General features: G+C 69.8%; 15 protein-coding genes, 1 tRNA gene and 1 CRISPR repeat array. Of the genes, 15 read left to right on the top strand and 1 reads right to left on the bottom strand.

Translation table 11 applies throughout. The annotated features are described in order from the left end of the window. Window positions 1-13: 13 nt before the first annotated feature. A complete protein-coding gene (locus ACIBFB_RS06450; RefSeq protein WP_397226929.1) occupies window positions 14-1,726 on the bottom strand; it encodes a DUF2637 domain-containing protein in 1,713 nt (570 codons plus the stop codon). A gap of 271 nt (window positions 1,727-1,997) precedes the next feature. Here ACIBFB_RS06450 and cysS point away from each other — a divergent pair, with 271 nt between their 5' ends. From cysS to casA, 15 genes are all read left to right on the top strand, one after another. Beyond that, window positions 1,998-3,392, top strand: a complete 1,395-nt coding sequence (gene cysS, locus ACIBFB_RS06445) for a cysteine--tRNA ligase (RefSeq protein WP_397226927.1) — start codon at window positions 1,998-2,000, stop codon at window positions 3,390-3,392. Window positions 3,393-3,510: 118 nt separating this feature from the next. Beyond that, on the top strand, window positions 3,511-4,464 hold the full coding sequence (gene rlmB, locus ACIBFB_RS06440) for a 23S rRNA (guanosine(2251)-2'-O)-methyltransferase RlmB (protein WP_397226925.1): 954 nt from the start codon (window positions 3,511-3,513) through the stop codon (window positions 4,462-4,464). Window positions 4,465-4,530: 66 nt separating this feature from the next. Then, window positions 4,531-4,603: transfer RNA gene (locus ACIBFB_RS06435), tRNA-Thr, on the top strand. Between the two features lie 77 nt (window positions 4,604-4,680). Then, window positions 4,681-5,697 (top strand): tyrosine-type recombinase/integrase, encoded by a 1,017-nt coding sequence (locus ACIBFB_RS06430; RefSeq protein ID WP_397226923.1) that lies wholly within the window; start codon window positions 4,681-4,683, stop codon window positions 5,695-5,697. A 323-nt stretch (window positions 5,698-6,020) separates the two neighbouring features. Beyond that, on the top strand, window positions 6,021-7,265 hold the full coding sequence (locus ACIBFB_RS06425) for a DNA sulfur modification protein DndB (RefSeq protein WP_397226921.1): 1,245 nt from the start codon (window positions 6,021-6,023) through the stop codon (window positions 7,263-7,265). Window positions 7,266-7,834: 569 nt separating this feature from the next. Further along, a complete protein-coding gene (locus ACIBFB_RS06420) occupies window positions 7,835-8,557 on the top strand; it encodes a hypothetical protein (RefSeq protein WP_397226919.1) in 723 nt (240 codons plus the stop codon). A gap of 99 nt (window positions 8,558-8,656) precedes the next feature. Next, window positions 8,657-9,034: a pilin gene (locus ACIBFB_RS06415; protein ID WP_397226917.1), complete on the top strand. Its 378-nt coding sequence runs from the start codon at window positions 8,657-8,659 to the stop codon at window positions 9,032-9,034. Continuing rightward, the gene (locus tag ACIBFB_RS06410) at window positions 9,031-10,575 is read left to right on the top strand and encodes a hypothetical protein (RefSeq protein WP_397226915.1); all 1,545 of its coding nucleotides are present in this window, start codon (window positions 9,031-9,033) and stop codon (window positions 10,573-10,575) included. Before ACIBFB_RS06415 ends, ACIBFB_RS06410 begins: the two co-directional genes overlap by 4 nt. A gap of 28 nt (window positions 10,576-10,603) precedes the next feature. Further along, entirely contained in the window at window positions 10,604-11,422 is an 819-nt protein-coding gene (locus ACIBFB_RS06405; RefSeq protein WP_397226913.1) for a PrgI family protein, read from the top strand. Next, window positions 11,419-13,128, top strand: a complete 1,710-nt coding sequence (locus ACIBFB_RS06400) for a VirB4 family type IV secretion system protein (protein WP_397226911.1) — start codon at window positions 11,419-11,421, stop codon at window positions 13,126-13,128. The genes ACIBFB_RS06405 and ACIBFB_RS06400 overlap by 4 nt, the downstream gene beginning before the upstream one ends. Further along, window positions 13,125-15,398, top strand: coding sequence for a type IV secretory system conjugative DNA transfer family protein (locus tag ACIBFB_RS06395; RefSeq protein WP_397226909.1), 2,274 nt, complete (start codon window positions 13,125-13,127; stop codon window positions 15,396-15,398). The genes ACIBFB_RS06400 and ACIBFB_RS06395 overlap by 4 nt, the downstream gene beginning before the upstream one ends. Further along, window positions 15,395-16,180, top strand: a complete 786-nt coding sequence (locus tag ACIBFB_RS06390) for a replication-relaxation family protein (RefSeq protein ID WP_397226907.1) — start codon at window positions 15,395-15,397, stop codon at window positions 16,178-16,180. The genes ACIBFB_RS06395 and ACIBFB_RS06390 overlap by 4 nt, the downstream gene beginning before the upstream one ends. Before the next feature lie 12 nt (window positions 16,181-16,192). Then, window positions 16,193-17,272, top strand: coding sequence for a C40 family peptidase (locus ACIBFB_RS06385; protein WP_397226905.1), 1,080 nt, complete (start codon window positions 16,193-16,195; stop codon window positions 17,270-17,272). A gap of 38 nt (window positions 17,273-17,310) precedes the next feature. Next, window positions 17,311-18,557: a CRISPR direct-repeat array (repeat unit 28 nt; unit sequence GGACTACCCCCGCGGGTGCGGGGCCGAG). Window positions 18,558-20,192: 1,635 nt separating this feature from the next. Continuing rightward, a complete protein-coding gene (gene cas3 / locus ACIBFB_RS06380) occupies window positions 20,193-23,039 on the top strand; it encodes a CRISPR-associated helicase Cas3' (RefSeq protein ID WP_397226903.1) in 2,847 nt (948 codons plus the stop codon). A 122-nt stretch (window positions 23,040-23,161) separates the two neighbouring features. Further along, window positions 23,162-24,850, top strand: coding sequence for a type I-E CRISPR-associated protein Cse1/CasA (casA, locus tag ACIBFB_RS06375; protein WP_397226901.1), 1,689 nt, complete (start codon window positions 23,162-23,164; stop codon window positions 24,848-24,850).

Below are 24,850 nucleotides of genomic sequence, written 5' to 3'. Positions count from 1 at the left end.
GCGCGGGGGCGCGTCAGTCGCGCGGGGGCAGCGGCCCGCTGCGGACCCGCCCGGACGGAGGGCCGGGGGTGAGGTCGGGCATCGGCGGACGGCGCGGCTTGAGGACCATCGGGCGCTTCTCCAGCGGCGGGCGGTGCTCCGTGACCGGCCGGGGCGCGGGCGCCGACGGCTCGTCCGGCTCCGGGGAGGGCGCCTCCCCGGCCAGCGGCCCGGTGTCCGGGGCGCCGTGCGTCTCCGGGGACGGGATCCGTTCGGGTGGCGGTCCGGTGTCCTGGTCGGCCTCCGGGACGAACGCGGGCTCGGCGCCGTCCTGGACGTCCTCGTCGAACCAGGCCACCGGCTCCGGCTCCCGGTACCGGTCCTCCGGCTCCGCGTTCTGGAACCGCTCCACCGGCTCGGGAGCGGGGGCGGCGGCGCCCGGGGGAACCGACCCGATCCCGAAGGCCGCCCGGACCTCGGGACCGGTGTCGTGGTCGAGCACGGGGGTCGCCTCCCCGCCGGCCTCCGGCACGTCCTCCGCCGCCGCGGGCGCGGGATCCCCGTCCTCCGGCGGGGTCCACTCCGGCGGGACGTAGTCGGCGATCGCTCCCGCGGCGAGGGCGTCGGTGGGAGGCTCCCACAGGACCGTGTCCGGGATCGGGGAGTCCTCGGGCTCGGGACCGCCGAGGGCCCGGGTGTCCCGTTCCGGGGGCGCGGGCGCGACGGGGTCGGGGTCGGGGTCGGGGTCGGGCTCCGGTCCCCACGGCTCGGCGACGGGCGCGGCCGGGGCGTCCGCCTCGTCGGTGGCGGGGTCCCCGGGCAGCGGCTCGTCGTCGAAGCCGTCCTCGAACCCGTCAGCGAGGCGGTCGTCGTCCTCGGGCCGGTCCACCGGTGCGGCGGCGCCGGGCACGACCGGGACGTCGGTGCTCGCGCGCTTGATCGGGTTGGCCCCGGTACGGGTGCGCCGGGGCAGCGGAGCCGTGACCGGCTCGGCCCCGCTCTCCGGTCGGTCGGCGACGGGCGTCACCGAGACGACCCCGGAGTCCTCGTCGTCCTCGGGCTCCTCGCGCCACAGCGGACGCGTGGCCGTGCCGGCGGCGGACGGCCCCCCGGGCGCGTCCGCGCCCCGCTCGGGCCGGGCCGGGGCGGGGCCGAAGTCCAGCAGCCGGGTCGTCAGGTGGTGGTCGTCGTCCAGTTCCGAGGGCGCCACCGCGCGGCCGTGCAGCACGGTCGCCCGGTCGGCCGAGGGCCTGGGGCGCGCGGGCGTGCCACGGCGGCGACGGCGGATGTGCGCGCGGACGGTCATCCACAGCAGGAAGGCGATGAGCAGCGCGGCGAGCGGAGCCACCGCCACGATGACGTTGGCGATCCCCTGGTGGACCGACTCGACCAGCCCCAGGTTGCTGAGCACCATGGCGACCGCGGCGACCACGATGAGCACCGGGATGAGCGCGAGGTCCACCCACGCGCGGTCCCGGGGGTGGGCCTCGCGCAGGACGTAGCTCACCCAGAACGCCATGAGCAGCAGCAGGGTGTAGGTCACCGGGAACACGTGCGCCAGCGGGCTGCCCTCGTGTCCGCCGTACTCGGCGAAGCGGAAGACGCCGGCGTAGGAGATGACGAGGGCGCACACGGCGATCAGGCCGACGAACAGCGCGCCACCGACGAGAGCACCGGCTCCCGGGCCGCGGCTCGCCGGGCGGCCGTTCCGTGTCCCTGTCTCGGGGGCTTTGTCGTAAGGGGCCATCGCAACCGCAGCGTAGTCGAGGAGGCCGCGCCAACACGAGATTCCGGCCGATCACGACCGCCGCGCGGCGGGGGCGGCCCGGGAACGGACGCGGCGGGCGCCCTGATCGCCGTGGGGGACGGGCTTCCGTGCCCGGAAATCTCACACCAGGTCACCCGTAATACGGCTCACCACATATGTGGACTCGGGACTGTCCGGGAGCCGGATGAGGGCGACGGCGATCAGTGGTTTGTGACCCGCGTGTGAGGGGAATGCGGCTAGGCTTGACAACGTGAGTCTGCGCTTCTATGACACCAGTGCCCGACAGGTCCGAGAGTTCGTCCCCCTGCGCGAGGGGTGTGCCTCCCTGTACCTGTGCGGCGCCACGGTGCAGGCCCCACCGCACATCGGCCACATCCGCTCCGGCGTCAACTTCGACATCCTGCGCCGATGGCTGACCCATCTCGGCTACGACGTCACGTTCTGCCGCAACGTCACCGACATCGACGACAAGATCATCAACGTCGCCGCCGCCGAGGGCGTGCCGTGGTGGAAGGTCAGTGAGCGCAACCAGCGCGCGTTCACCGAGGCCTACGACGTCCTCGGCTGCCTGCCGCCCACCGTCGAGCCGCGCGCGACCGGCCACGTGCCGGAGATGATCGAGCTCATGCGCCGCCTCATCGACGCCGGCCACGCCTACGCGGCCCAGGACGGCTCCGGCGACGTCTACTTCAACGTGGGTTCCTACGGCGCCTACGGCGAACTGTCCAACCAGCGGCCGGACCAGATGGAGGACAGCGCGGAGCGGGGCCGGGACAAGCGCGACCCGCGCGACTTCGCCCTGTGGAAGGGCGCCAAGCCGGGCGAGCCGAGCTGGGAGACGCCGTGGGGCCGGGGACGGCCGGGCTGGCACCTGGAGTGCTCGGCGATGGCCACCAAGTACCTCGGGCCGAGTTTCGACATCCACGGCGGCGGGCTGGACCTGGTCTTCCCGCACCACGAGAACGAACTCGCCCAGTCCCGCGCCGCCGGGGACGGCTTCGCGCGCTACTGGCTGCACAACGGGCTGCTGAGCGTCGGCGGCGAGAAGATGAGCAAGTCGCTCGGCAACTCGATGCTCATCCCGCAGATGATCCAGAAGGTCCGCCCGGTGGAGCTGCGCTACTACCTGGGCCAGGCGCACTACCGGTCGACCATCGACTACTCCGAGGCCGCGCTCCAGGAGGCGGCCGCCGCCTACCAGCGGATCGAGGGCTTCCTCACGCGCGCCGTCGAGGTGCTCGGCGAGGTCGTCCCCGCCACCGCCGTTCCCGCCGACTTCGCGTCCGCCATGGACGACGACCTCGGGGTCTCCCAGGCGCTGGCCGTCGTGCACGGGCACGTGCGCGAGGGCAACACGGCGCTGGCCTCCGGGGACAAGGACCGGGCCGCCGAGCTCGCCGGTGAACTCCGCGCGATGCTGGCGATCCTCGGCCTGGACCCGCTCGGCGAGCAGTGGGCGAGCGGGGGCGCGGGGCTGCGCGAGGTCGTCGACGCCCTCGTCGCCGTGGCCCTGGAACAGCGGCAGGCGGCGCGGGCCCGGAAGGACTACGCGGCGGCGGACGCGATCCGCGACAGCCTCGCCGAGGCGGGCGTCATCGTCGAGGACACCCCGCAGGGCCCCCGATGGGACCTGAGGCGCGGTTGACACGGGTGGTGGCGCGTCGGCGTTAGGCTGGACGTTTGCCACCGCCCTCTGGTGGCGGATCCGCCGGACGCGCCTGAGCTTCCGGCATGCTCGCGAGACGTACGGGGAGGCGGCGGACATGCCGGCGAAGAAGAGCAAGAAGGGCCCGACCAAGGGCAGCGGCGGCAAGGGCCGACGTTCGCTGGAGGGCAAGAGCGGGACGCTGCCCGCCGAGCAGCGGCACTGGTACGAGGGCAAGCAGCGGGCCCGCGCGGCCAAGCGGTCCCGACCCTCCGGTGAGGCCGCCGCGCGGCCGCAGCGCCGTGCGGCCGACTCCGACCTGCTGGTGGGCCGCAACCCGGTCGTGGAGGCGCTGCGCGCGGGCATGCCCGCCAGCCGCCTGTTCCTGGCCAACAGCCTGGACCCGGACGAGCGGGTGACCGAGGCGGCGCGCGTCGCGGGGGACTGCGGCATCGAGGTCGTCGAGGTGACCAGGGCCGAGCTGGACCGGCGGTGCGAGAGCAACGGCCAGCCGGGCGCCGCCCACCAGGGCCTGGCGCTCCAGGTGCGACCGTACCGGTACTGGGCGGTGGAGGACCTGCTGGAGCGGGCCCTGGAGTCGGACACGGCGCCGCTGGTCGTCGCGCTCGACGGGGTGACCGACCCGCACAACCTGGGCGCGGTGGCGCGCTCGGCGGCGGCGTTCGACGCGCACGGCCTGGTGATCCCGGAGCGGCGCTCGGCGAGCGTGAACATGACCGCGTGGAAGACGTCCGCGGGCACCCTCGCGCGGCTCCCGGTCGCGCAGGCCACCAACCTGACCCGCGCGCTGGAGGCCTACAAGAAGGCGGGGCTGTTCGTCGTCGGCCTCGACGCCGGGGGCGACACGAACCTGCCGGAGCTGGAGCTGGCGACGGGACCGCTGGTGATCGTCGTGGGGTCCGAGGGCAAGGGGCTGTCGCGCCTCGTGCGCGAGGCGTGCGACGTGGTGGCGAGCATCCCGATCGGCGGCGCGGAGTCGTTGAACGCCTCCGTGGCGGCGGGCGTGGCACTCTACGAGGTCGCCCGCAGGCGCGGGGCCGGATCCGAGTAGGCCACGCGGTCCAGGAACCGGTACCATTCGGAAGGACGCTCCGAGGTCGGACGGCCCCGGACGCCCGCCAGCGTAGCTCAATTGGCAGAGCAATCGCCTTGTAAGCGATAGGTTAGGGGTTCAAGTCCCCTCGCTGGCTCTCACATGGTCTGACCTGGGACATCTTCAGGCGGAGTCACTCCGCTGACAGCCTCACCGCCTGAAGAGGTATCGCCTATGGGCACCAAGCGCGTACGCCGGGGACCGCGCGACATGGCCGCCGGACCCCTGAAGCCCCACGTCGACTCCTTCGTCCTCACCCTGCGCGCCGCTGGTCGCAGCGAGCGCACTGCCACGATGTACAGCGAGGCGGTCCGGTGGTTCGCCGCCGAGCACCTGCTGACCGGCGGTCGGCCGTCTGACATCGACGTTCGCTACGACACCGTCACTGACACGAGCGCTGACATGGTCACGTTCGAGCCCGTGCGCGACTGGGAGCTGGTCGCGCGGGTGCACATCCGGTCGTGGCTGGTGCGGCTGCGTCGCCGGGGTCACAAGGACTCCTACCTCAACAACCAGTTCCGCTGCCTGCAGCAGTTCTTCAAGTGGTTGGCCGAGGAGGAGGAGATTCCGAACCCGATGCGTAAGCTCAAGCCGCCCACGGTGGTGCCCGAGCCGGTGCCGGTGTTCGAAAAGGACGCCACGAAGCGGATCCTGGAGATGCCGGGGACCCGCGGCGCGCGGGGGAAGGCGTGCAATGTCCGCGACACCGCGATCATCATGCTGTTGCGCGACACGGGGATGCGCCGCCAGGAGCTGGCCGGGCTGACGGTGGACGACGTGTCGGTGTCGGACCGGCGGGCGCTGGTGACCGGCAAGGGCGGCAAGCGGCGGTTCGTGAAGTTCACCTTCGAGACCGCCAAGGCGCTGGACCGCTACCTGCGCCAGCGTGCCAAGCACTCCCACGCACACCTGCCGCACCTGTGGCTGTCGCAGAAGGGAGGGGCGCTGTCGGCGTCGGGGATCTACCAGATGGTGCGCCGCCGCGCGGAACGTGCTGGCGTGGAGGGCGCGTACCTGCACCGGTACCGCCACGACTTCTCCCACCGCTACCTGGACAACGGCGGGTCCGAGGGCGACCTGATGGAGCTCAACGGGTGGGACTCGCGCCAGATGCTGCGCCGCTATGGTCGCTCGGCCGCGGCTTCGCGCGCTCAGCGCAGCTACGACCGGATCATGTGCGGAGCCGCGTGAGCGCGAAGAAACCGGCAACGGTTGGGTCAACGCGGTCGGTGGGTGGCTGACGGCAGCGCTCCGTCAGCTACCTCGGAAGCGCTGTCACTGCTGTTCAGGATGCATGTGTGGGTTAACGAGTGGCCTGTGCGCCAGGTGTTCGGTGATGATGCTCCTTCTCTCTGTACTTTGACCGCACTCTTTTACATTGCAGCCGCGGTGAAAGATCTGGCTCAGAATTCACGTCGTAGTTTCGTTTTTCTGACTTGCGGTCAGATTTTTTTGGATACGGTCGACGGCAGATAGAGCTAGCCCTCCCCGCAGACCCCAGGAAGGGGACACGCATGTCCATGCTCATGCCGACGGCCAGGGCCGAAGGGATCACTCTGCCTGTGATGCCCTTCCGCCCCACGGCCGTGGTGGGCACTATCGGCCTGCCCACGCTGCTCCAAGTGGTGCACTCGCCCAAGCGCGAGGAAGACCCTCGTGCGATGAAATACCAGAGTGGAGCTACCCGCCGCCACGCTGAGATCCGCGCCCTCGTACAGCGCATGATCAAGTCCACCAACAAGGGCAGAAACGTCCCCGGCTACGCCAAGTACATCGCCACCGGGATCAAGGGCGAATACGGTAAGGGCTGGTCTACGCCTCCTGTCACACTGTGGATCCCTGATGGTGCGGACGGCGACACTGTCGTCCCTGAAGGCCGTGAACTCGTCGAAGGTACCGGCATCCAGAACATCACCATCCTCAGCGGTACGCCTGTCATCGCGATCGACGGGGAGACCCAGGTGACCGCTCTGCACGAGCTCAACGATGACCCCGAGGCGTACGGCCTCACGTATGCAAAGCTTCGCGAGGTCCTTGTGCCCTTCGAGCTGTACTGGGGGCTGTCGGTGCAGGACGCGCGCCAGATCTTCTACGACCGCAACGTCGAAGGCGTACCCGTCGCAAAGAACCTGGCGATGAGCATGGACCAGCGCGATCTCGGTACCCAGCTCGCCCATCGCATCGCCCAGGGGCTCACTGTTGAGCATGAGGGGGAGCGCATTGAGTTCTCCAAGCTGGTGCAGGCACGAAAGCGCCAGTTGGGCAAGAGCGATCCCGAGGTCATTACCCTGTCCGGACTGCGTGCCCTGGTAGTTACCACGCTTTTCGGCCGCAGCGGCATTCAGATGACGTCCAACAGTGTGGACGAAACCTACCTTCCCGAGGGCGCAGAGGCGAACGAGGCTGGGGAAGCCGTCGTCGAACTGGTCAGCTCAATGATCAGCGACCTGTTCCCCCACTTCGTGGCCCGGTCCGCAGTTTCCACCCCGGCAGTGCTCGCTGGGCTCGGTGTCGCTGGTCACCAGGCCATGCCATGGGCGGATGGCGACAAGATCGCCCCTGACAAGTTCCGCGATCTCCTCACCGGGATCAAGTGGGAACGGAAAGCCTCCTACTGGGACGGAATCGCTGGCAGGGCAACGGGCAGTGATGACGGCATCAGCTTCGCAGGCGGGGTGAAGGACTCCGGCGGCCGGGTCGCCGACGCGATCCTCTACCCGCACACGATCCCCGGCAAGAAGATCCGCGGGCAGGCGTAGCGCCTGCTGCGTCGCAAGATGAAGAGGGCGGTCGAAGCCATCGGCACTGGCTTCGACCGCCCCTTCGACTGTAAGACGCCACCGGGCTGTGGTGGCTGGTCCAGGGTGGCCTTTGAGCGTCTTGGGCATCATCCAGATCATCCTCGAAGCCAGGGCTCTCGCCGTCGTGGAGTGTGCATTGAGCAGTGACCGGTGTCTGGAAGCTATCTCGCGGTCAGTTGGCGCTTAGTGACGCGCTCTCCACCGACGTTCTTGGATGGAGTCGAAGCATAGGGAAGGTGGCAACGTTTGGGTCAACGGGCACGGTGAGCGGTTGACGGCAGCGCTTCGTCAGCTGCTCCGGAAGCACCGTCATCACTGGTAAGAGTGCGTGTGAGGGGACTGTAAGCGGAGTGTTTCTCCCCTTCTCGCGGGCGATGGTTTCCCTGGCCTGTGAGCTGCGGGTCAGGGGCTCGTGAGCCCCCCGTTCGCAGCTTGCGCGCTGACGGTCAGACCGCCGCCAGCCCAGCGTCAGCCGCCCCTCCTTGGGTCGGTCGGGTCATCACCGATCGACGACGGGGAGACCCACCATGCGTCACGACCCACTGCGCGCGGCCGAACGCGAGTTCCTGCGCCTGGATCTGGACACCCACGACCTGCTGCGCGAGCTGGCACCGTGCACCGACGCCCGCCCGGACACCCTGCTGGAGCTGCGCGAACTCCTACTGTCGGGCTCGTTGGCCCGCCAGGTGCGCGACGGCGTCTGGCGCACGGTGATCGAGTCGGCGCGCCTGCGCGAGGAGTGGATGGTGGCCGCCATCGGCCTGGCGATGCCCGCACTCCGGGCGTGCGCGGCGCGGATGTGCGCGGGCCTCGACGCGCGGGCCGCCGAGGACGTCCAGGAAGAGATCCTGGCGGGGTTCATCGCCGCCATCCACGAGGTGGACACCTCCTGGCACCGACTCCCGTGGGTGCTGCGCTGCCGCGCCAGCCGATGGGGGCTGCGGGCGCGTAAGGAGGCGCTGGCCGTGCCGACCGCGGTGGCCGAACCGCTCGCCAACGGACCTACCCCGACCGGCAACCCGGACCTGGTGCTGGAGGACGCGGTCCGCCAGGGAGTGATCAGCAAGGCGGACGCCGACCTCATCGGCCGCACCAGGCTGGACCGGGTGCCCCTGACGGCCGTGGCCCTAGAAAACGGGACCGCCTACTGGCAGCTCGCCAAACGCCGATCGCGCGCGGAACGGCGCCTCACGGACGCGGTGCGATCGGGCCTGGTCACCGCACGCCTGTCCGCCCTGTCAGCGGCCTGATCATTCGAGGACCGGGTCAAGGATCGCTGACAGTAAGTCCAATCCCGCCCCTCGTGGTGGCTCTGTTCCGAGGTAGGAGAGCCGACCACGGGGGGCGACATGGCGACTCCACACGAACGCCGACCACGGCGCGGGCACCGATCCCCGCAGCCCTGGGTCTGTACGTCGGGGACCGCGCTGACCCTCGTCCTCGGGCTCGCCGAACCCGTGCTCGCGGACGAGGCGTGGCTGTTCGCCCACCAGCTCAACGACGTCATCCTGCGCCTCACCAGGCTCTGCCAGGCCATCGCGGGATCGGTGGCGACGCTCTTCATCATCGTCGCGGGCCTGCGCTGGATGCTGGCCGGTGGCGATCCCAACGAGATCGACAAGGCCAAACGGGGGTTCGCCGGAGCGGCCATCGGCTACGTCGTGGTGTTCGCGGGCGAGGTCCTGCTCTTCGCCCTCGACTACCTGAGCAAGTACGAGTCGCCATGACGACGGCACCGACCAGTCCCGACAGCAACAGCGCCGAGCCCTCGGGAGAAGGCTTCGCGCTGGCGAGCCCGCTGAACCTGGAGGAGGAGTACGCCGACGTCTTCGACTGCGGTGCGCTCGAGGTCTCCTGCCACATCACCCAGTGGTTCCACGGGCTGGTCCTCGGCATCCTCGAACCGCTCTTCGGATGGATCGCCGGGATGCTGTTCACGACCCCTGCCCCGACCGACGGCATCACCGGTGTGTGGGAGGGCGTCTCCGCCACGGTCAACACCGCCTACGCCCTGCTGGTCATCGCAGCCGGGTTCGTGATCATGACCCACCACGGACTCCAGGCGCAGTACTCGGCACGGGAGGTCCTGCCGCGCCTCGTGGTCGGGTTCGTCGCCTCGAACGTCTCGCTGAGTGTCGTCGGAATCGCGGCACACGTCTCGACCTCGGTCGCCCAGGCCATCACCGCGGACGGCATCAACAACGAGGTGGCCGCGCAGAACCTCAGCGAGCGGACGGTGCGGTTCCTGGGGGAGGACGCGGCGATCGTCGTGCTGTTCCTCCTGGTGTTCGTCGTCCTGATGATCCTGTGGGTGATCGTGGAGATCGTCCGCATCGTCATCGTGATTCTGCTGATGGTCGGCGGACCGGCGATGCTCATGTTCCACGGGCTCCCGCAGACCAACCGCGTCGCGCAGATGTGGTGGCGCTCCCTGGGCGCGGTCTGCCTCGTGCCCATAGCCCAGGCCCTCGCCTTCGTGGCGCTCATGCGCGTGTTCTTCGAGGGCGATGCCCGCGCGATGTTCGGCGCCGCGCAGGTCGTGCGCGGAGACGTCGACCTCTTCGACCTGTTCCTGCTCCTGGTGCTCGTCTACGTGCAGATCCGCATTCCCATCTGGGCGTACCGGGCGGTGTGGTCCGCGCCTTCCGGCCGATCCCCCGCAGCAGGGGTGGCCAAGGCCCTGACCTGGGTGGCCGTGGCAGTGGTCACGGCGGGAACGGGTGGGGGAGCGGCGGCCGTCCGGGGAGTCGGTGGCCGGACGGGCGCGCTGCTGAGGGCCGGGCAGCAGGGGGTGCGCCGGGTTCGAGCGAGCCGCACTGCTGGACCCACGACGCCCCTGCCCCGACGGGCGCGCAGCTGGCGCTTCGGCACACCAAGCACACGACCCGTGTCCACGTCGGCCGGCCACCGGACCCACCGCGCCGCCGTCCCGGATCACCGTCCGACCAACCCCGAGACGCGCACGCCCGGACACACCCTTCCGCACCCCCAACACGCTGCGGCGCCTCCCATCAACAGGCAGCGCCGCGCCCCGGCTACGGCGTCACCGGACCCAGTGACCGACCACCGGCACGGAGCCAGCGGTGCCCGTCCTGCCCCAGAGCGTCCTTCACGCCCGAACCCGCACCGGCAGAGGTCTGCCGCGAGCCGGTCCGCCCAACGGCCATCCGATGCCGGGCCCCAACCGAAGCGCTCCGAACGCCGACTCCCGTGGCCACGCAGACCCGATCCGTCCCGGCTCCGGTTCTGGAACCGGCGACGGCACTGAACCACCCACACGGAGAAGGGACACCGCTATGGACCAGGACGTGTCCACCTGGCACGCACGCATCCCCACGGACATCGATCGACCCGAGCCCGTGCTGTGGAACCTCACCGCGCGGCAACTCCTGGTCATCGCTCCCGCCGGGTTGACCGTGTGGGGCCTGTTCTCGCTCCTGCTGGGCCGCGTTCCCCTGTGGCTCCTCGGGGTCGTCGCGATCGTTCTCCTCGGCCTGGCCTGGGTGCTCGCCTGCGGACGCAAGGACGGGATCGGACTCGATCACATCGTCTGGCTCGCCGTGCGGTGGAAGGTCACGCCCCACCACCGCCACCCCGAACTTCCGAATATCGACGGATCCGGGGTCGTGAACCTCGACGACCGCCGCGCCGTGGTCCTGGAGTGCGGAAGCACGCCCTTCCACCTGTCCTCGGGCGAGGAGCAGGACCAGATCCTGGCCACGTTCGCGTCCTTCCTGGACTCGCTCACCGCACCCGTCCAGATCCTCGTCCAACGCCGACCCATGGACCTGACACCGCACCTCGACCGACTGCGCTCGGGGATCCCCGGGCTGCCCGCCGAACTGAGCCGCGCCGCACGCGCCCACGCCGTCTTCCTCGACCACCTCCAGGACCACCACGACCTGAGCAGCCATCGGGTCCTGCTGGTCATGACCGAGACCGGAACGAGCCACGACGACGGGGGCGCGCTCCTGAGCCGTGCGGAGGACGCCGTCTCCCAACTCGACGCCCTGGGCGTGCGCGCCCGCGTCCTGGACGGCACCGACACCGAACGGCTCATCCACGCCTCCCTCCACCCGCACGGCACCGCCACGACCGAGGAGGACCACCGATGACACGACTCCCGCGCGTCCAACTGCATCCACGCCACCTGGACGCGGACGGGTGGCTCGCCCAGACCATGATCGTCACCGGCTACCCCCGCGACGTGCGAGCAGGATGGGCCGACCCGCTCCTGACCTTCCCCGGTCGCGTCGACGTCTCCTGCCACATCGTGCCCGTCCCCGGACAGCTCGCCGCCGAACGTCTGCGCCGCCGTCGTGCCCGCCTGGAATCGGCATGGCGCACCGACGCCACACACGGACGGCTGTCGGACCCCCAACGCATCGCGGCCACCGAGGACGCCGCAGACCTGGCTGACCGCGTCGCGGTGGGGGAGACCCGCCTGTTCGCGCTGTCGGTGTACATCACCGTGCACGCCCACACCGCCGAGGACCTGGACACCGACCTGAACCGCCTGCGCGCCCTGGCTGGTTCGATCCTCGTCGACCTGTCACCCGCCACGTACCGGCCATGGGAGGGATGGCGCTCCGCCCTCCCGCTCGGCACCGACGTCCTGCGCATGAGCAGGACCGTCGACACCGAGGCCGTCGCCGCCCTCATGCCCTTCGCCCAGGCTGACCTGTCCGCGGGCACGGGACGCACCGCCGTGGTCTACGGCGAGAACGCGCACACGGGCGGGCTGGTGCTCTGGGACCGGTTCCACGGCGGGCTCGACAACAGCAACGCCGTCATCCTGGCCCGCAGCGGAGCCGGGAAGTCCTACCTGGCCAAGGCCGAACTCCTCCGTTCCCTGTACGCGGGCGTTCAGGTCAGCGTCATCGACCCCACCGACGAGTACGCGCACCTCGCCGACGTCGTCGGGGGCGACCGCGTCCCGCTCGGACTCGAACGCGGGCGGCTTAACCCCTTCGACCTCCCCAGCACGGGCGAACAGGCATTGACCACTCGAGTCCTGTTCCTGCACACCCTCATCTCCGCCATGGTCGGCGACCTGACCGCAGCCGAACTCGCCGCCCTGGACCAGGCGATCCTGACCACCTACACCGAGCGGGGCATCACCCACGAACCCGACACCTGGCACCGGACCCCACCGCTCCTGACCGACCTCGTCGCCACCCTGCGCGACACCGACCCGGCCAGCAGCCACGCCGACGCGGCCCGGTCGGTGGCCGATCGACTCACGCCATTCACCACCGGCTCCCGCCGGACACTGTTCGACGGACCCACCACCGTCCGGCTCATCGGCCACCTCACCGTCGTGTCCCTGCGCCACCTGCCCGAGGAACTCAAAACCGTCGGCCTCCTGCTCATCCTCGACGCCCTCTGGCGCCAGATCAGCACCCCCGAACGACGACGGCCGCGCCTCATCACCATCGACGAGGGATGGACGCTCCTGCGCGACCCCGTCGGCGCCCGCTACCTGTTCAACCTCGCCAAGAACGCACGCCGCCACTGGGCCGGACTCACCCTCGTCACACAGGACGTCGCCGACCTCCTCGCCACCGATCTCGGCCGAGCCGTCGCCGCCAACGCCGCCACCCAGATCCTGCTGCGCCAAGCGCCACAGAACCTCGACGCCGTGTGCGAGTCCTTCCACCTCTCTCATGGAGAACGCCGCATCGTCGCCACCGCCGAACGCGGCAGCGCGCTCCTGGCCGCCGGACGGCACCGCGCAGTGTTTCGCACCATCGCCTCACCCATCGAACACCGGCTCCTCACCACCGACCCCGCCGAACTCGCCCACCTGGAGGAGCGGTGATCGCCGCCAACCTGGCCCTGTGGACCGCCGTCGCCGGAGTCGGGGCCGTGACGTGGATCAGCTCGGTGTTCGTCCTGCGCTGGGCCCGGCACGCCTACCTGTCCCGCGGCGCGCACGTTCTGGAGATCCACGCGCCACCACACACGACCGTCGACCACGCCACGGCCTTCTGGACCCACACCCTGGGACTGCTGCGCCCGCGATGGACCCACCGACTCCTGGCGCCACACCTGGCCTGGGAGTACACCGCTACCCCCGCAGGGATACGCGTCCAGATCTGGGTTCCGGGAACCGTCAACTCCCGCACCGTCCAACGCGCCATCACCTCCGCCTGGCCCGGCGCCACCACCCGACTCGCACCAGCCACACCCGCGATCCCGGCCGACCAGTGCACCCGCGGCCACTGGCTCCGCACGGCCCGAGCAGACCACTACCCGCTGCGCACCACGTTCGCGGACGACTCCCTTCGCGGACTGTTCGGCGAACTTGCCAACCTCGCCTCAGGACAACAGGCACTCGTCCGCGTCTGTGCCCGCCCGGCCAGCCCACACCGAGCATCGCGCGCCCGCGCCGCCGCACGCCTACGCGGACAGCACAGCCCGTTCCGCCCGTGGCAATCACCACCGAGGCGCGGCCAGCACATCAACACGTTGCCCGGAATCAGCGACGACGTTCGCGCCATCCTCACCAAGGCGTCCTCGCCCCGTCTGGCCTGCCAGATCAGCGTCGCGGTCACCACCGAGCACCCCAGCCGCCAGGCTGAGCACCGAGCGCGAACCCGAGCACGGAGCATCTCCGCATCCCTGGCCGCCTACACCTCCGGCCTCAACGCACTCCGACGCGCACCCATGCTCTTCCCCAACCTGTGGATCCGGTGCCGCTACCTGGCCCGCGGTTACCTGCTCAGCACCGCCGAACTCGCCGCCATCGCCCACCTGCCCACCGACCCGGCCGTCCCCGGACTCACCCGAGCCAGCGCCCGCCGCGTCGCACCCAGCCCCGACGTGCCCCGCAGCGGCCGCGTTCTCGGCCATGCCGATGCTGGACCGCGCCGCCCCATCGCCACCACCGTCGCCGACGCCCGCCAACACATCCACATCCTCGGCAAGACCGGCTCCGGCAAGTCCACCCTGCTCACCCACATGATCCGCCAGGACGCCGAAGCCGGACGCAGCGCCCTGGTCATCGAACCCCGCGGCGACCTCGTCCTTGACGTCCTGGACCGCCTCCCCGCACGCGCGATCGGCAGCACGGTGCTCTTCGACCCCGCCGACCCGACACCACCGCCCCGGATCAACCTGCTCCAGATCGGCACGCCCGCCCACGCCGCCGACACCGTCACCGGCATCTTCCGCACCATCTACGCCGACTCCTGGGGCCCGCGCACCGACGACATCCTCCGCGCCAGCACCCTCACCCTCGCAGCCACTCGCGACGCGAACCTGACCTTGGGCGACATCCCCAGGCTGCTCGCCGACGACCCGTGGCGCACCGGGCTGTTCGCCCAGCTCCACCCGACCGGGGCCCTGCGTGACTTCTGGCGCTGGTACTCCGCCCAGTCCCCGCAGATGCGCGCCGCCGCCACGGACCCGCTGCTCAACAAGCTCCGCACCGTCCTGCTACGGCCCTGGGCAGCCGCAGTCCTGGCCTCCGGAGCCTCCACGATCGACCTGCCCCACCTGCTCGACCACGGCGGTCTGGTCCTCATGCGCCTGCCCAAGGGACACCTCGGCGAGGACACGGCCGGTCTCCTCGGCACGATCACCCTGGCCGCCACCTGGCACGCCATCACCGCCCGCGCCGCCGTTCCCGAACACCGACGCCCGGACACCTGCGTGTACCTGGACGAAGCCGCCAATTTCCTCCGGCTCCCCGGATCCTTGGCCGACATGCTCGCTGAGGCCCGCGGCTACCGCGCCGCGATGGTCCTGGCCCACCAGGAACTCCACCAACTCCCACCCGCCACACGTGCGGCGGTGGACGCCCACACCCGGACGAAGGTCTTCTTCAACCTCGCGCCGGACGACGCTTCCAAGCTCGAACGACACACCCTGCCGTACCTGAACGCCTACGACCTGTCCCACCTGGGCTCCTACCAGGCCGCCGTCCGCACCATCCACGATGCCGCCGAGCTCCCCGCGGTAACCCTCCGGACGCAGCCACCGACGGAAGCCATCCCGTACCGCGCCGAGCACATTCGCAGAGGCGCCCGCCGATTCGCAACCACCAGAAACCCGGACCCTCGCGACGACCAGGAGGACCGTCGATGACCACGATCGAGTTCACCGACCGCGACATGCGCATCCTCACCACCGTTCGGACCCACCGGGTGCTGACCACACCGCAGATCGGTGAACTCTTCTTCTCCGGCCGCCACTCACGGCTCGCCCAACGCCGTCTCCGGTCACTCGAGGCGGCAGGCGTCATCGACCACTTCATTCAGCCCCACACGGGTGGGCGTGCTCCCTACCACTGGGTTCTCGCGGACAAAGGCGCCCAGGTCCTCGGCACCCTCCAGGGCCTCACGCCACAGGAGCTCGGCCACAGACCAGCCGCGCAACGAGCGCTCCGACTGAACAGCCACCTCGGACACATCACCGGATTGGCCGAGACCTACGTGTGCTTCTTCGTCAGCGCCCGCGCAGCCCTCGGAGCTCAGCTCCAGCGATGGTGGCCCGAAGCCCGTTGCCGCGGCACCTGGGGTCACCACGTCCGGCCGGACGCCTACGTGCGCTGGCGCCAGAACGGGGTGACCGTGGACGCCTTCATTGAGTACGACACCGGCAGCGAACCGCTCGCCCGCGCCATCGCGAAGATCGATCGCTACCGCGCCCTGGCTGAGGAAACAGAACACCGCACACCCGTGCTGTTCGTCGTCACCGGACCCAAGCGCCTCACCAACATCTGCCGGTCCCTGGCCACACCGGATCCGTGGGTGCCCGTCCACGTGGCCACGATTGACCAACTCACCCACCCCGGCCCCGCGCGCCCCATCTGGCGTCAGGTCGGGGACGCGACCTGTGCTGTTCGCGCTCTCGTCGATCTGGTCTGAAGCACGGGCGCCGTGCTCAAGATCGCGTCCGGCATAGGGGGAGGCTTCTTCCTGCTCGTGGCCGTCATTGGAGCTGTGGGGATGGGCGACGAGGAACGCGAACGCATCGAGAACGCGCGGCTCCGACCGGGGCGGGTTCCCGGCATCCACACGGTCCTGCTCGACGCCTACGTGCGCGCTGCCGAGCGCCTCGAAGAGCTCCACCCGGGATGTACGGGCATGACCTGGGCCATCCTCGCGGGCATCGGTCGGGAGGAGTCCGACCACGCGGCAGGCAGCCAGATTGCATTCAACGGCGACACCGTCCCACCCGTCGTCGGCCCGATTCTGAACGGCTCCGGCGTCGGCAACAACCACACGCCACCACACCACGACACCGATAACGGGCGCTGGGACGGCGACACCACCTACGACGCTGCTGTCGGAGTCACCCAACTCCTCCCCGCCTGGTGGGCGGACCATGGTGTCGACGGCAACGCCGACGCGGAAGCCGACCCGCACAACGTCTTCGACGCCACCGCCTCGACCGCCGTCGAACTGTGCACCAGCCACCCGAACGACTCGGTGGACTTCACCAGCCGTGACGAACTCCGAGCCGCCTTGTTCCGCTACAACCCCTGGGACGCCTACGTCGACAACGTGCTGTCCCACATCGACGAGTACTCAGCGATGAACCTCAGCGACGCCGGATCGCATACGGTGTCCGCCGGGGGCAGCAAGCGTGGTCGGGCAGCAGCCGAGTGGGCTCTGGAGCAGGTCGGCAAGCCCTACCTGTGGGGCGGCGAGGGCCCGCACGCCTTCGACTGCTCCGGACTGACCATGATGGCCTGGCGCGCCGCCGGGGTATCGATCCCGCGCGTGACCACCGACCAGGTCAACTTCGGAACCCCAGTCACCCTCGACGACCTCGCCCCCGGCGACCTGCTCTTCTACGACACCGGTGGTCCAGGTGGTGCGCCCTCCCATGTGACGATGTATGTCGGCGACGGCCAGATGGTCAACGCCCCGCGTACCGGAACGACCATCCGCGTCGAACCCGTTAACAGCCCCTACTACTCCGCCCGCTTCATGTCCGCGCGGCGACCCAGCTGAGGATTTCGTTCCATCGCGTCACGGACGATGTTTGCGCCGGGACCACCCCGCGGGTGCGGGGCCGAGAGGTAGAGGGCGACGGGGCTGCCGTCGTCGGTGGGACTATCCCCGCGGGTGCGGGGCCGAGGGGTACCCCGACCAGGGCCCGCCCCCGGCCCGGGGACTACCCCCGCGGGTGCGGGGCCGAGAGGTAGAGGGCGACGGGGCTGCCGTCGTCGGTGGGACTACCCCCGCGGGTGCGGGGCCGAGGCCTCTGCGGGGAGCACTTCCGGGTCGTCCCGAGGACTATCCCCGCGGGTGCGGGGCCGAGGGGTACCCCGACCAGGGCCCGCCCCCGGCCCGGGGACTACCCCCGCGGGTGCGGGGCCGAGGCTCAGCCACGGTTGCCACCGCCCCGGCCCGGGGACTACCCCCGCGGGTGCGGGGCCGAGGACGGGCGCACGGTCAAATAGCTCGAAGAGCAGGGACTACCCCCGCGGGTGCGGGGCCGAGGTCCCGATCCCCGGCTACCTGACCGTCTCGGACGGACTACCCCCGCGGGTGCGGGGCCGAGGTCCGCGTAGCCGTCCTCGTCGACCTCGTACCGGGACTACTCCCGCGGGTGCGGGGCCGAGTACAGCCAGACCATCGCGACCGAGGCCCGCGGCGGACTACCCCCGCGGGTGCGGGGCCGAGCGGCGGATGCCGTCGATCAGCCCGTTGATGACGGGACTACCCCCGCGGGTGCGGGGCCGAGGCATCGACCAGGACGATCTGGTCGTGCCGGGCGGGACTACCCCCGCGGGTGCGGGGCCGAGGCCGGGAAGGGCGCCACCCCCGCCCAGAAGCGGGGACTACCCCCGCGGGTGCGGGGCCGAGCCTCCATCGCGGCCGACGTCACACGTTTAGAAGGGACTACCCCCGCGGGTGCGGGGCCGAGCTCGTAAAGCGGCATCAGGCGTCGCCCCCCGCCGGACTACCCCCGCGGGTGCGGGGCCGAGGCGGCCGGGGCCTCGTAGATCGCCTGGTACTGCGGACTACCCCCGCGGGTGCGGGGCCGAGCCAGGCCGCTCGATACGTCTCGACCTCGCTGGGGGACTACCCCCGCGGGTGCGGGGCCGAGGCGAGCCCGATCCCGTCGATGACCTCGGGCAAGGGACTACCCCCGCGGGTGCGGGGCCGAGACCCCGGTGGAGCGGCCCCGCCGCACGATCGACGGACTACCCCCGCGGGTGCGGGGCCGAGGCGGTAGCGGCCACCACCTGGACCTGGATGCGCGGACTACCCCCGCGGGTGCGGGGCCGAGGCGGGAGGGGATGGCGTCCCACCGAGTGGTGTAACTTCTCCGGCCGTACTTCCAGAGAGAAGGGCCGACTTCGGCTCTTCGACTGCCGCACCGCCACCTTCGACGGCATGACATCGCCGATCAACGGGGGTACGGGTCCACGCGGGGCCGGTCACAGTCGATGCTCGCCGGGATGACCTGCAAGGACACGACCGTAGGAAAGTTACACCACTTCAAGGGACATGACCCGGGAGGGCTCCCGGCGCTTACTGTCCGTGAGGGACTACCCCCGCGGGTGCGGGGCCGAGCGAGCACGCCCCTGACCAGCGCAGCGGCCCCGAGGACTACCCCCGCGGGTGCGGGGCCGAGGCTACGAAGCGCAACAAAGGCCGGTGTCCCAACGGACTACCCCCGCGGGTGCGGGGCCGAGATGACCGCGGGCGGCTTCCTGGTCAACGGCGAGGGACTACCCCCGCGGGTGCGGGGCCGAGTTCGGCTGCGGCGAGCAGGTCCGGGCGCTCGTGGGACTACCCCCGCGGGTGCGGGGCCGAGATGCCCTGGACGTCCCCGGTCCCGTTCTCCCGGGGACTACCCCCGCGGGTGCGGGGCCGAGCCGACCAGGACCAGGAGGGAGCGGTAGTCGCGGGGACTACCCCCGCGGGTGCGGGGCCGAGGCTCAGGGCGGCGCGCGTGTGGTGTGCGCTTGCGGACTACCCCCGCGGGTGCGGGGCCGAGGTCTGGAACAACTCCCACGACTGGCGTGCTGGGGGACTACCCCCGCGGGTGCGGGGCCGAGATCCGGGGTCATGGGAGTCCGGGGGGAGGTATCGGACTACCCCCGCGGGTGCGGGGCCGAGCGTGGTGGTCTCCCGGATCACCTCCCGCACCGGGGACTACCCCCGCGGGTGCGGGGCCGAGGACGCCACGCGGGTGAATGTAGGTGTCGACCAGGGACTACCCCCGCGGGTGCGGGGCCGAGACCTTGATGTTCCCGTCCGTGGAGTGGCCCACGGGACTACCCCCGCGGGTGCGGGGCCGAGGCGTCACCGGCTACCTCCTCGCCTCCGAGCAGGGGACTACCCCCGCGGGTGCGGGGCCGAGCCCCGACGCGCCACCACTGAGGAGACCGTTGTGGGACTACCCCCGCGGGTGCGGGGCCGAGCCTCCTCCAGCCAGGCCGGGGAGGCGTCGGGGGGGACTACCCCCGCGGGTGCGGGGCCGAGGTGCGGCGCCGGTGGGATGGGACCTGGGACGGAGGACTACCCCCGCGGGTGCGGGGCCGAGGAGACCGCGGACCGGCTCGAAGCGAAGCTGCGGGGACTACCCCCGCGGGTGCGGGGCCGAGTGGGTCCCCGGGATCGGCGGGACGATCTCGTGGGGACTACCCCCGCGGGTGCGGGGCCGAGTATCGCCTGCTCAAGGGAAGGCGGGTCAAGCAGGGACTACCCCCGCGGGTGCGGGGCCGAGACTTCATGACCTGCTGTTTTTCTAAGGAAGGTGCCGCTTTTCATTCGGTTGCGAAGTGCCTCGGAACGTGCGCAGAGTAGCACTACGTAGGCGGCTCGTCCGAGCCACTCTCGAATGTCTCAGGTGCATGCGAGCGTCGTGGCGGACCGCCATGTTCTTCTTCCCTAACTTCTTCAGAGGGACAGCACGATGGACACTCATGCTCCGCTGCCAGACCGTCCTTTGGCCGATGTGTTGGTTGAACTGGGCCTCGACAGAGAGACCAGCAAGCGGATCGGTGTGCTCTGGGGTAAGTCCAGGAGACACGGCGGCGGCTACATCAACTTGCTGGTGAGCCATCTTCTCGACACGGCGGCAGTTGCGGAGCAACTGTGGGAATGTTTCCTACCTGTACAGACGCGCCACCTGCTGGACCGCGTTTCCGGCAGTCGCGGTCGGCCGTTCTTCATGTGGCTGTGTGCCGTCCACGACTGCGGGAAGGCGACCCCTGCGTTCCAGGCGGTCGACGAGGAAGGAGCGGCGCAGGTACGTGCGGCCGGACTTGAGTGGCGTGACAGCCGACTGCAACGGCGACGTTGGCGGCATGACAAAGCCGGGGGCAGGCTTCTGCACAGCGTCCTTGAGTCGAGGTGGGACGAGCAGAACATTGCCTGGGTTTGGCCCCTGATAGCCGGACATCATGGTGCGTTTCCATCCAAAGTGACAGTTCTGAAGAAATACGAGGCGCGCGATGAACACCAGGGGACGTATCGCGAACCCTGGAAGGCAGTCCAGTGGGCGTTGATCGAGATCATCACTCGCGCGTTGGGGTACACGTCGCTTGAGGCGGTGGAGCCCAAGGGTGTACTCACCAAAGCCGAGCAGTTGACGATTTCCGGGCTGATCATCATGGCGGACTGGATCGCCAGCGACAGTGACCACTTCGAGGGCGTCGAGGACATTGCCCAAGTCAGCCTGCGCAGGTCCCGCGAGCGTGCGGCGAAAGCCATCAGGGAACTGCGGTTGCGCGGAGGTTGGGGTGCGCTGGACGAACCCACGGCACAGGATCTGGTGAAACTCCGCTTCGATGACGAGTCGAGGCCCTTCCAGAAGGAGTTGGTCGAGGCGGTTCGACACATGACCCACCCCGGGTTGGTGACCGTGGAAGCTCCGATGGGTGAGGGCAAGACCAAGGGCGCGCTGGCCGCCGCCGAGGTACTGGCGGCGCGGTTCGGATGCGACGGCGTGTTCGTCGGCATGCCCACCCAGGCCACGAGCGATCCGATCTACTCTCAGGTCCTCACGTGGGTGTCCGAGTTCGACGAGGCCCTGAAGTCCCAGGTCGCCTTGCTGCACGGCAAGAAGATGTTTCACCCTGAGTGGCGTGAACTGTGGCATGCCGAGGACGGTTCCCCGGACACCCGGTTCGCGGGCGTGGACTGCGATGACTTCGGGATGGATGACATCTTCGCGGTCGGAGGGCAGCAGACCGGGGAGCGGAGCGGGCCCGCCCGATGGTTTCTGGGACGCAACCGAGGGCTGCTCACCGCGTTCGCCGTGGGGACCATCGACCAGCTGCTGTACGCCGCCACGCGCACGCGTCACGTGATGCTGCGGTTCGCCGGACTCGCTGGCAAGGTCGTCATCCTGGACGAGGTGCACGCGGCCGACGTCTACATGAGCCAGTTCCTCACCGAGGCGCTGCGCTGGCTCGGCCAAGCACGCGTTCCGGTTATCCTGCTCTCAGCCACCCTGCCTCCCGCGCAGCGCAGCAGTCTCACGGACGCCTATCTCCACGGCGCTTTGGGAGCGACGGGATCGTCTGGTACCGCGCTGCCCGCGCCAGCCGGTTACCCGTCGGTGACCGTGGCTTACCCAGAACAGGGGGAGGCGCTTTGCGTGACCCGGTCTGCCGAGAGTTGGCGTTCATCGCAGCCGGTTTCTCTGGAGTGGCTGCCCGACACCTCCGATCAGGGGCTTCCGGTGGCCAGCCGAGTACGGGAGGAAATGGCCGACGGCGGAGTCGCTCTGGTCATCCTCAACCAGGTTGATCGTGCCCAGAACGTCTACCGGGAACTGAAGGACGCTTATCCCGGACAGGTGCACCTGCTCCACGGGCGTCTGTGCGCTGCCCATCGGGCGGACAGGGCGTCCCTGTGTGTGACGGCGCTGGGACCGAAGGCGGATCGTCCGGAACGGATGATCGTCGTGGCCACCCAGGTCGCCGAACAGTCCTTCGACGTCGACGCCGACCTTCTGGTCACCGACCTGGCCCCCGTCGACCTGCTGTTGCAGCGTATCGGGAGGCTGCACCGGCACGAAGGTGTCTTCCGGCCCGCGCACCTGCGTACACCGAGGGTTCTGGTGACTGGCGTCAACCCCGACACACGCCCCCACCCGACGATGCTCAAAACCTCGGAGCACATCTACGGGCGGTACATGCTGCTTCGGACTCTGGCGTTGGTCAACGAGGCTGGCGATAAGGGCTGGTCGATTCCGGAACAGGTGCCTGACCTGGTGGCGCGTGGATACGGCGAGGAGCTCCTGTGTGAACCGTCGCTCCAGGAGGACGAACTCGACGCCCGCTCCGAATGGCAGGCCAAGGAACGAAACCGAGCCGCTGAAGCGGAGGGTTTTCTCCTGTCGCGCCCGGACCACAGGTCCAAACCGACGCTCGAGGGACTGCACCATATCGGGACCACAGCCAGCGAGGAAAGAGACCTTCAGGCCCTGGTGCGCGACGGTAGCCCCTCCGTGGAGGTCATCATCGTTCGGCGCGCGCCTCGGGGGCTCACCACGGTGGACGGGGAGTGGGTCGGGGTGCAGGGAGAGGCGAGCGAACAGGTACGCGAGGCCGTTCTCGGCGGACTGACGCGACTGCCGAGTCGGCTGGCCGAGGCGGCCGAGGAGCTCATCCCCCTGGAGGGGTGGAGAGACGACCCCTGGCTGCGGTTCTTCCCCGCCCTGGTCCTGGACGAGGACGGATGGGCACCCCTCGGCTCGGAGCGGGTCGGGTACGACCAGGGCCTGGGATTGTTGGTCCAGCGGACGAACTGAAGCTTCTCTGCCGTATGCCAAACGTACCGTGAGGAATGTTGTGATAACGCCAACTTCGGGCGTTGTCTGTCGCTAGTCTGATGTCCTAGAAGAACACATCTGCCTTTCAAGGTGGTTTTTTCGTGTGCAATCTTGTCGATGACAAGTGGCTTCCCGTGCAGCCTTTCGAGGGGGTTCTCGACCGAGTCTCCCTGCGTACGGGCCTGCTGGAGGCCGAAAAGTTCTCGAACCTGGTGTTTCCGGCGCCGACCTTACTGCCCGCCGTACTTCGACAGGTGCTGCTCCCCGTGGTCATCGACGCGATCGGTTCCCCGCGCTCGTCGTCCGAGTGGAGGAGTTGGTTCGATCGCGGATGCTTCTCCGACGCACAGAGGGAGAGGCTCGAAGAGTATCTGGACGAACACGCCCGCAGTTTCGACCTCTTCTCTGAGAAGCGCCCGTTCGCCCAGGTCGGAGGGTTGAAAACGGAAAAGGGGGAAACCAAGAGCAGCTCTCTTCTGGTGTCCTCCATCGCGTCGGGAAACAACGTCCCCCTCTTCTCCGGGATGACGGAGGCGGACACTCTCGCCCTGGAGCCCGCCGAGGCGGCGTGGTGGCTGCTGCACACCCACTGTTGGGACACGGCCGCCATCAAGAGCGGTGCCGAGGGGGACCCGCAGGCGGCGAAGGGCAAGACGACGGGGAACCCCACCGGCCCACTGGGACAGCTCGGAGTCATCATCCCTCTGGGGAGAACCCTGTACGAGACGCTCCTGCTCAACCTGCCGCCACGAGATCACTCCCCGGACTCCTTCGACCGTCCGCAGTGGCGGGCCGATGAGGTGGACACGGTCGCGGGATCCACCCCGGTCTCCTCACCCGCCTCTCCGCGATGGTCCCTCCGTCCGGAGTTGGGGCTGATGGACCTGCTCACATGGCAGTCACGCCGCATCCGGTTAATCCCCGAGGAAACCCCCGACGGTCTGCGCGTCACTCAGGTGGTGCTCTGCGCTGGTGACCGGCTCAGCCGCGCCCCCCAGAACGAACCGCACACCGCCTGGAGCTGGACTTCCAAGCCGCGTAAGGGCCAGCAGCAGTGGCGTCCACGCCGTCACCGCCCCGGCCGGGCGATCTGGCAGGGCTTGGAGTCGCTGTTGGCGGTCAATCTTCCGGCTGACCCGGAGGAGGGTGGGTCACCGGAAACTGAGGTCACCAGCGACCTGTTGCGCGCGCTCGGCGAACTCCGCATCGACGGCGCCCTGCCGGACGACTACCCGATGCAGATCGTCGCGGCGGGAATGGTCTACGGCAACCAGTCCGCCGTGGTCGAAAGCGCCATCGCCGACCGGCTTCCGCTCCCGCTTGCGGCTCTCGCCTCCGGAGAGTTCACCCAGGACCTGGTCCGCGACCTCGCGCGACAGGCCAACACACTGGCCACGGCCCTCAACCGGCTCCACTCCGACCTGCGGCGGCTGGCCGGGGGAGATCCCGTTCCATGGGACAAGGGAGATCATCCCGGCACGGTGTTCCTTCACGCCCTGGATCCACTGGTACGTCGCGCCCTCCGCGGCATCCAGGAGCACTCCGAAGACGACGAAGCCCTGGAAGCAGGCATGACGGCCTGGGAGGGCCGCCTGTGGCAGATCGCGGAACAGCACGCTCAACGCCTGCTCTCCGCGGCACCCGCGTCACCCTTCTCCGGGGTGGAGGTCGACAACCGCCGCTACTCCGCGACCACGGCCGAACGTGCCTTCCGCAGCAAGCTCTACTCCGCCCTGCCCAAGCAGGCCGAAGTGCTGCGCACCAGGTCCCAGACACAGCAAGGAGGCTGA

It is taken from the genome of Nocardiopsis sp. NPDC050513, from assembly GCF_044457925.1.
In the GTDB taxonomy this organism is placed as follows: Bacteria; Actinomycetota; Actinomycetes; order Streptosporangiales; family Streptosporangiaceae; genus Nocardiopsis.
Note: the sequence above shows the minus strand (reverse complement) of the source record. Positions and strands in the feature narration are given on the sequence as shown.

What these genes read in the sequence shown, in the direction of transcription:
- ACIBFB_RS06450 (WP_397226929.1), bottom strand. Translation starts at nt 1,726, where the DNA reads ATGGCCCCTTACGACAAAGCCCCCGAGACAGGGACACGGAACGGCCGC.
- rlmB (WP_397226925.1), top strand. Translation starts at nt 3,511, where the DNA reads ATGCCGGCGAAGAAGAGCAAGAAGGGCCCGACCAAGGGCAGCGGCGGC.
- ACIBFB_RS06430 (WP_397226923.1), top strand. Translation starts at nt 4,681, where the DNA reads ATGGGCACCAAGCGCGTACGCCGGGGACCGCGCGACATGGCCGCCGGA.
- ACIBFB_RS06425 (WP_397226921.1), top strand. Translation starts at nt 6,021, where the DNA reads ATGTCCATGCTCATGCCGACGGCCAGGGCCGAAGGGATCACTCTGCCT.
- ACIBFB_RS06420 (WP_397226919.1), top strand. Translation starts at nt 7,835, where the DNA reads ATGCGTCACGACCCACTGCGCGCGGCCGAACGCGAGTTCCTGCGCCTG.
- ACIBFB_RS06415 (WP_397226917.1), top strand. Translation starts at nt 8,657, where the DNA reads ATGGCGACTCCACACGAACGCCGACCACGGCGCGGGCACCGATCCCCG.
- ACIBFB_RS06410 (WP_397226915.1), top strand. Translation starts at nt 9,031, where the DNA reads ATGACGACGGCACCGACCAGTCCCGACAGCAACAGCGCCGAGCCCTCG.
- ACIBFB_RS06405 (WP_397226913.1), top strand. Translation starts at nt 10,604, where the DNA reads ATGGACCAGGACGTGTCCACCTGGCACGCACGCATCCCCACGGACATC.
- ACIBFB_RS06400 (WP_397226911.1), top strand. Translation starts at nt 11,419, where the DNA reads ATGACACGACTCCCGCGCGTCCAACTGCATCCACGCCACCTGGACGCG.
- ACIBFB_RS06390 (WP_397226907.1), top strand. Translation starts at nt 15,395, where the DNA reads ATGACCACGATCGAGTTCACCGACCGCGACATGCGCATCCTCACCACC.
- cas3 (WP_397226903.1), top strand. Translation starts at nt 20,193, where the DNA reads ATGGACACTCATGCTCCGCTGCCAGACCGTCCTTTGGCCGATGTGTTG.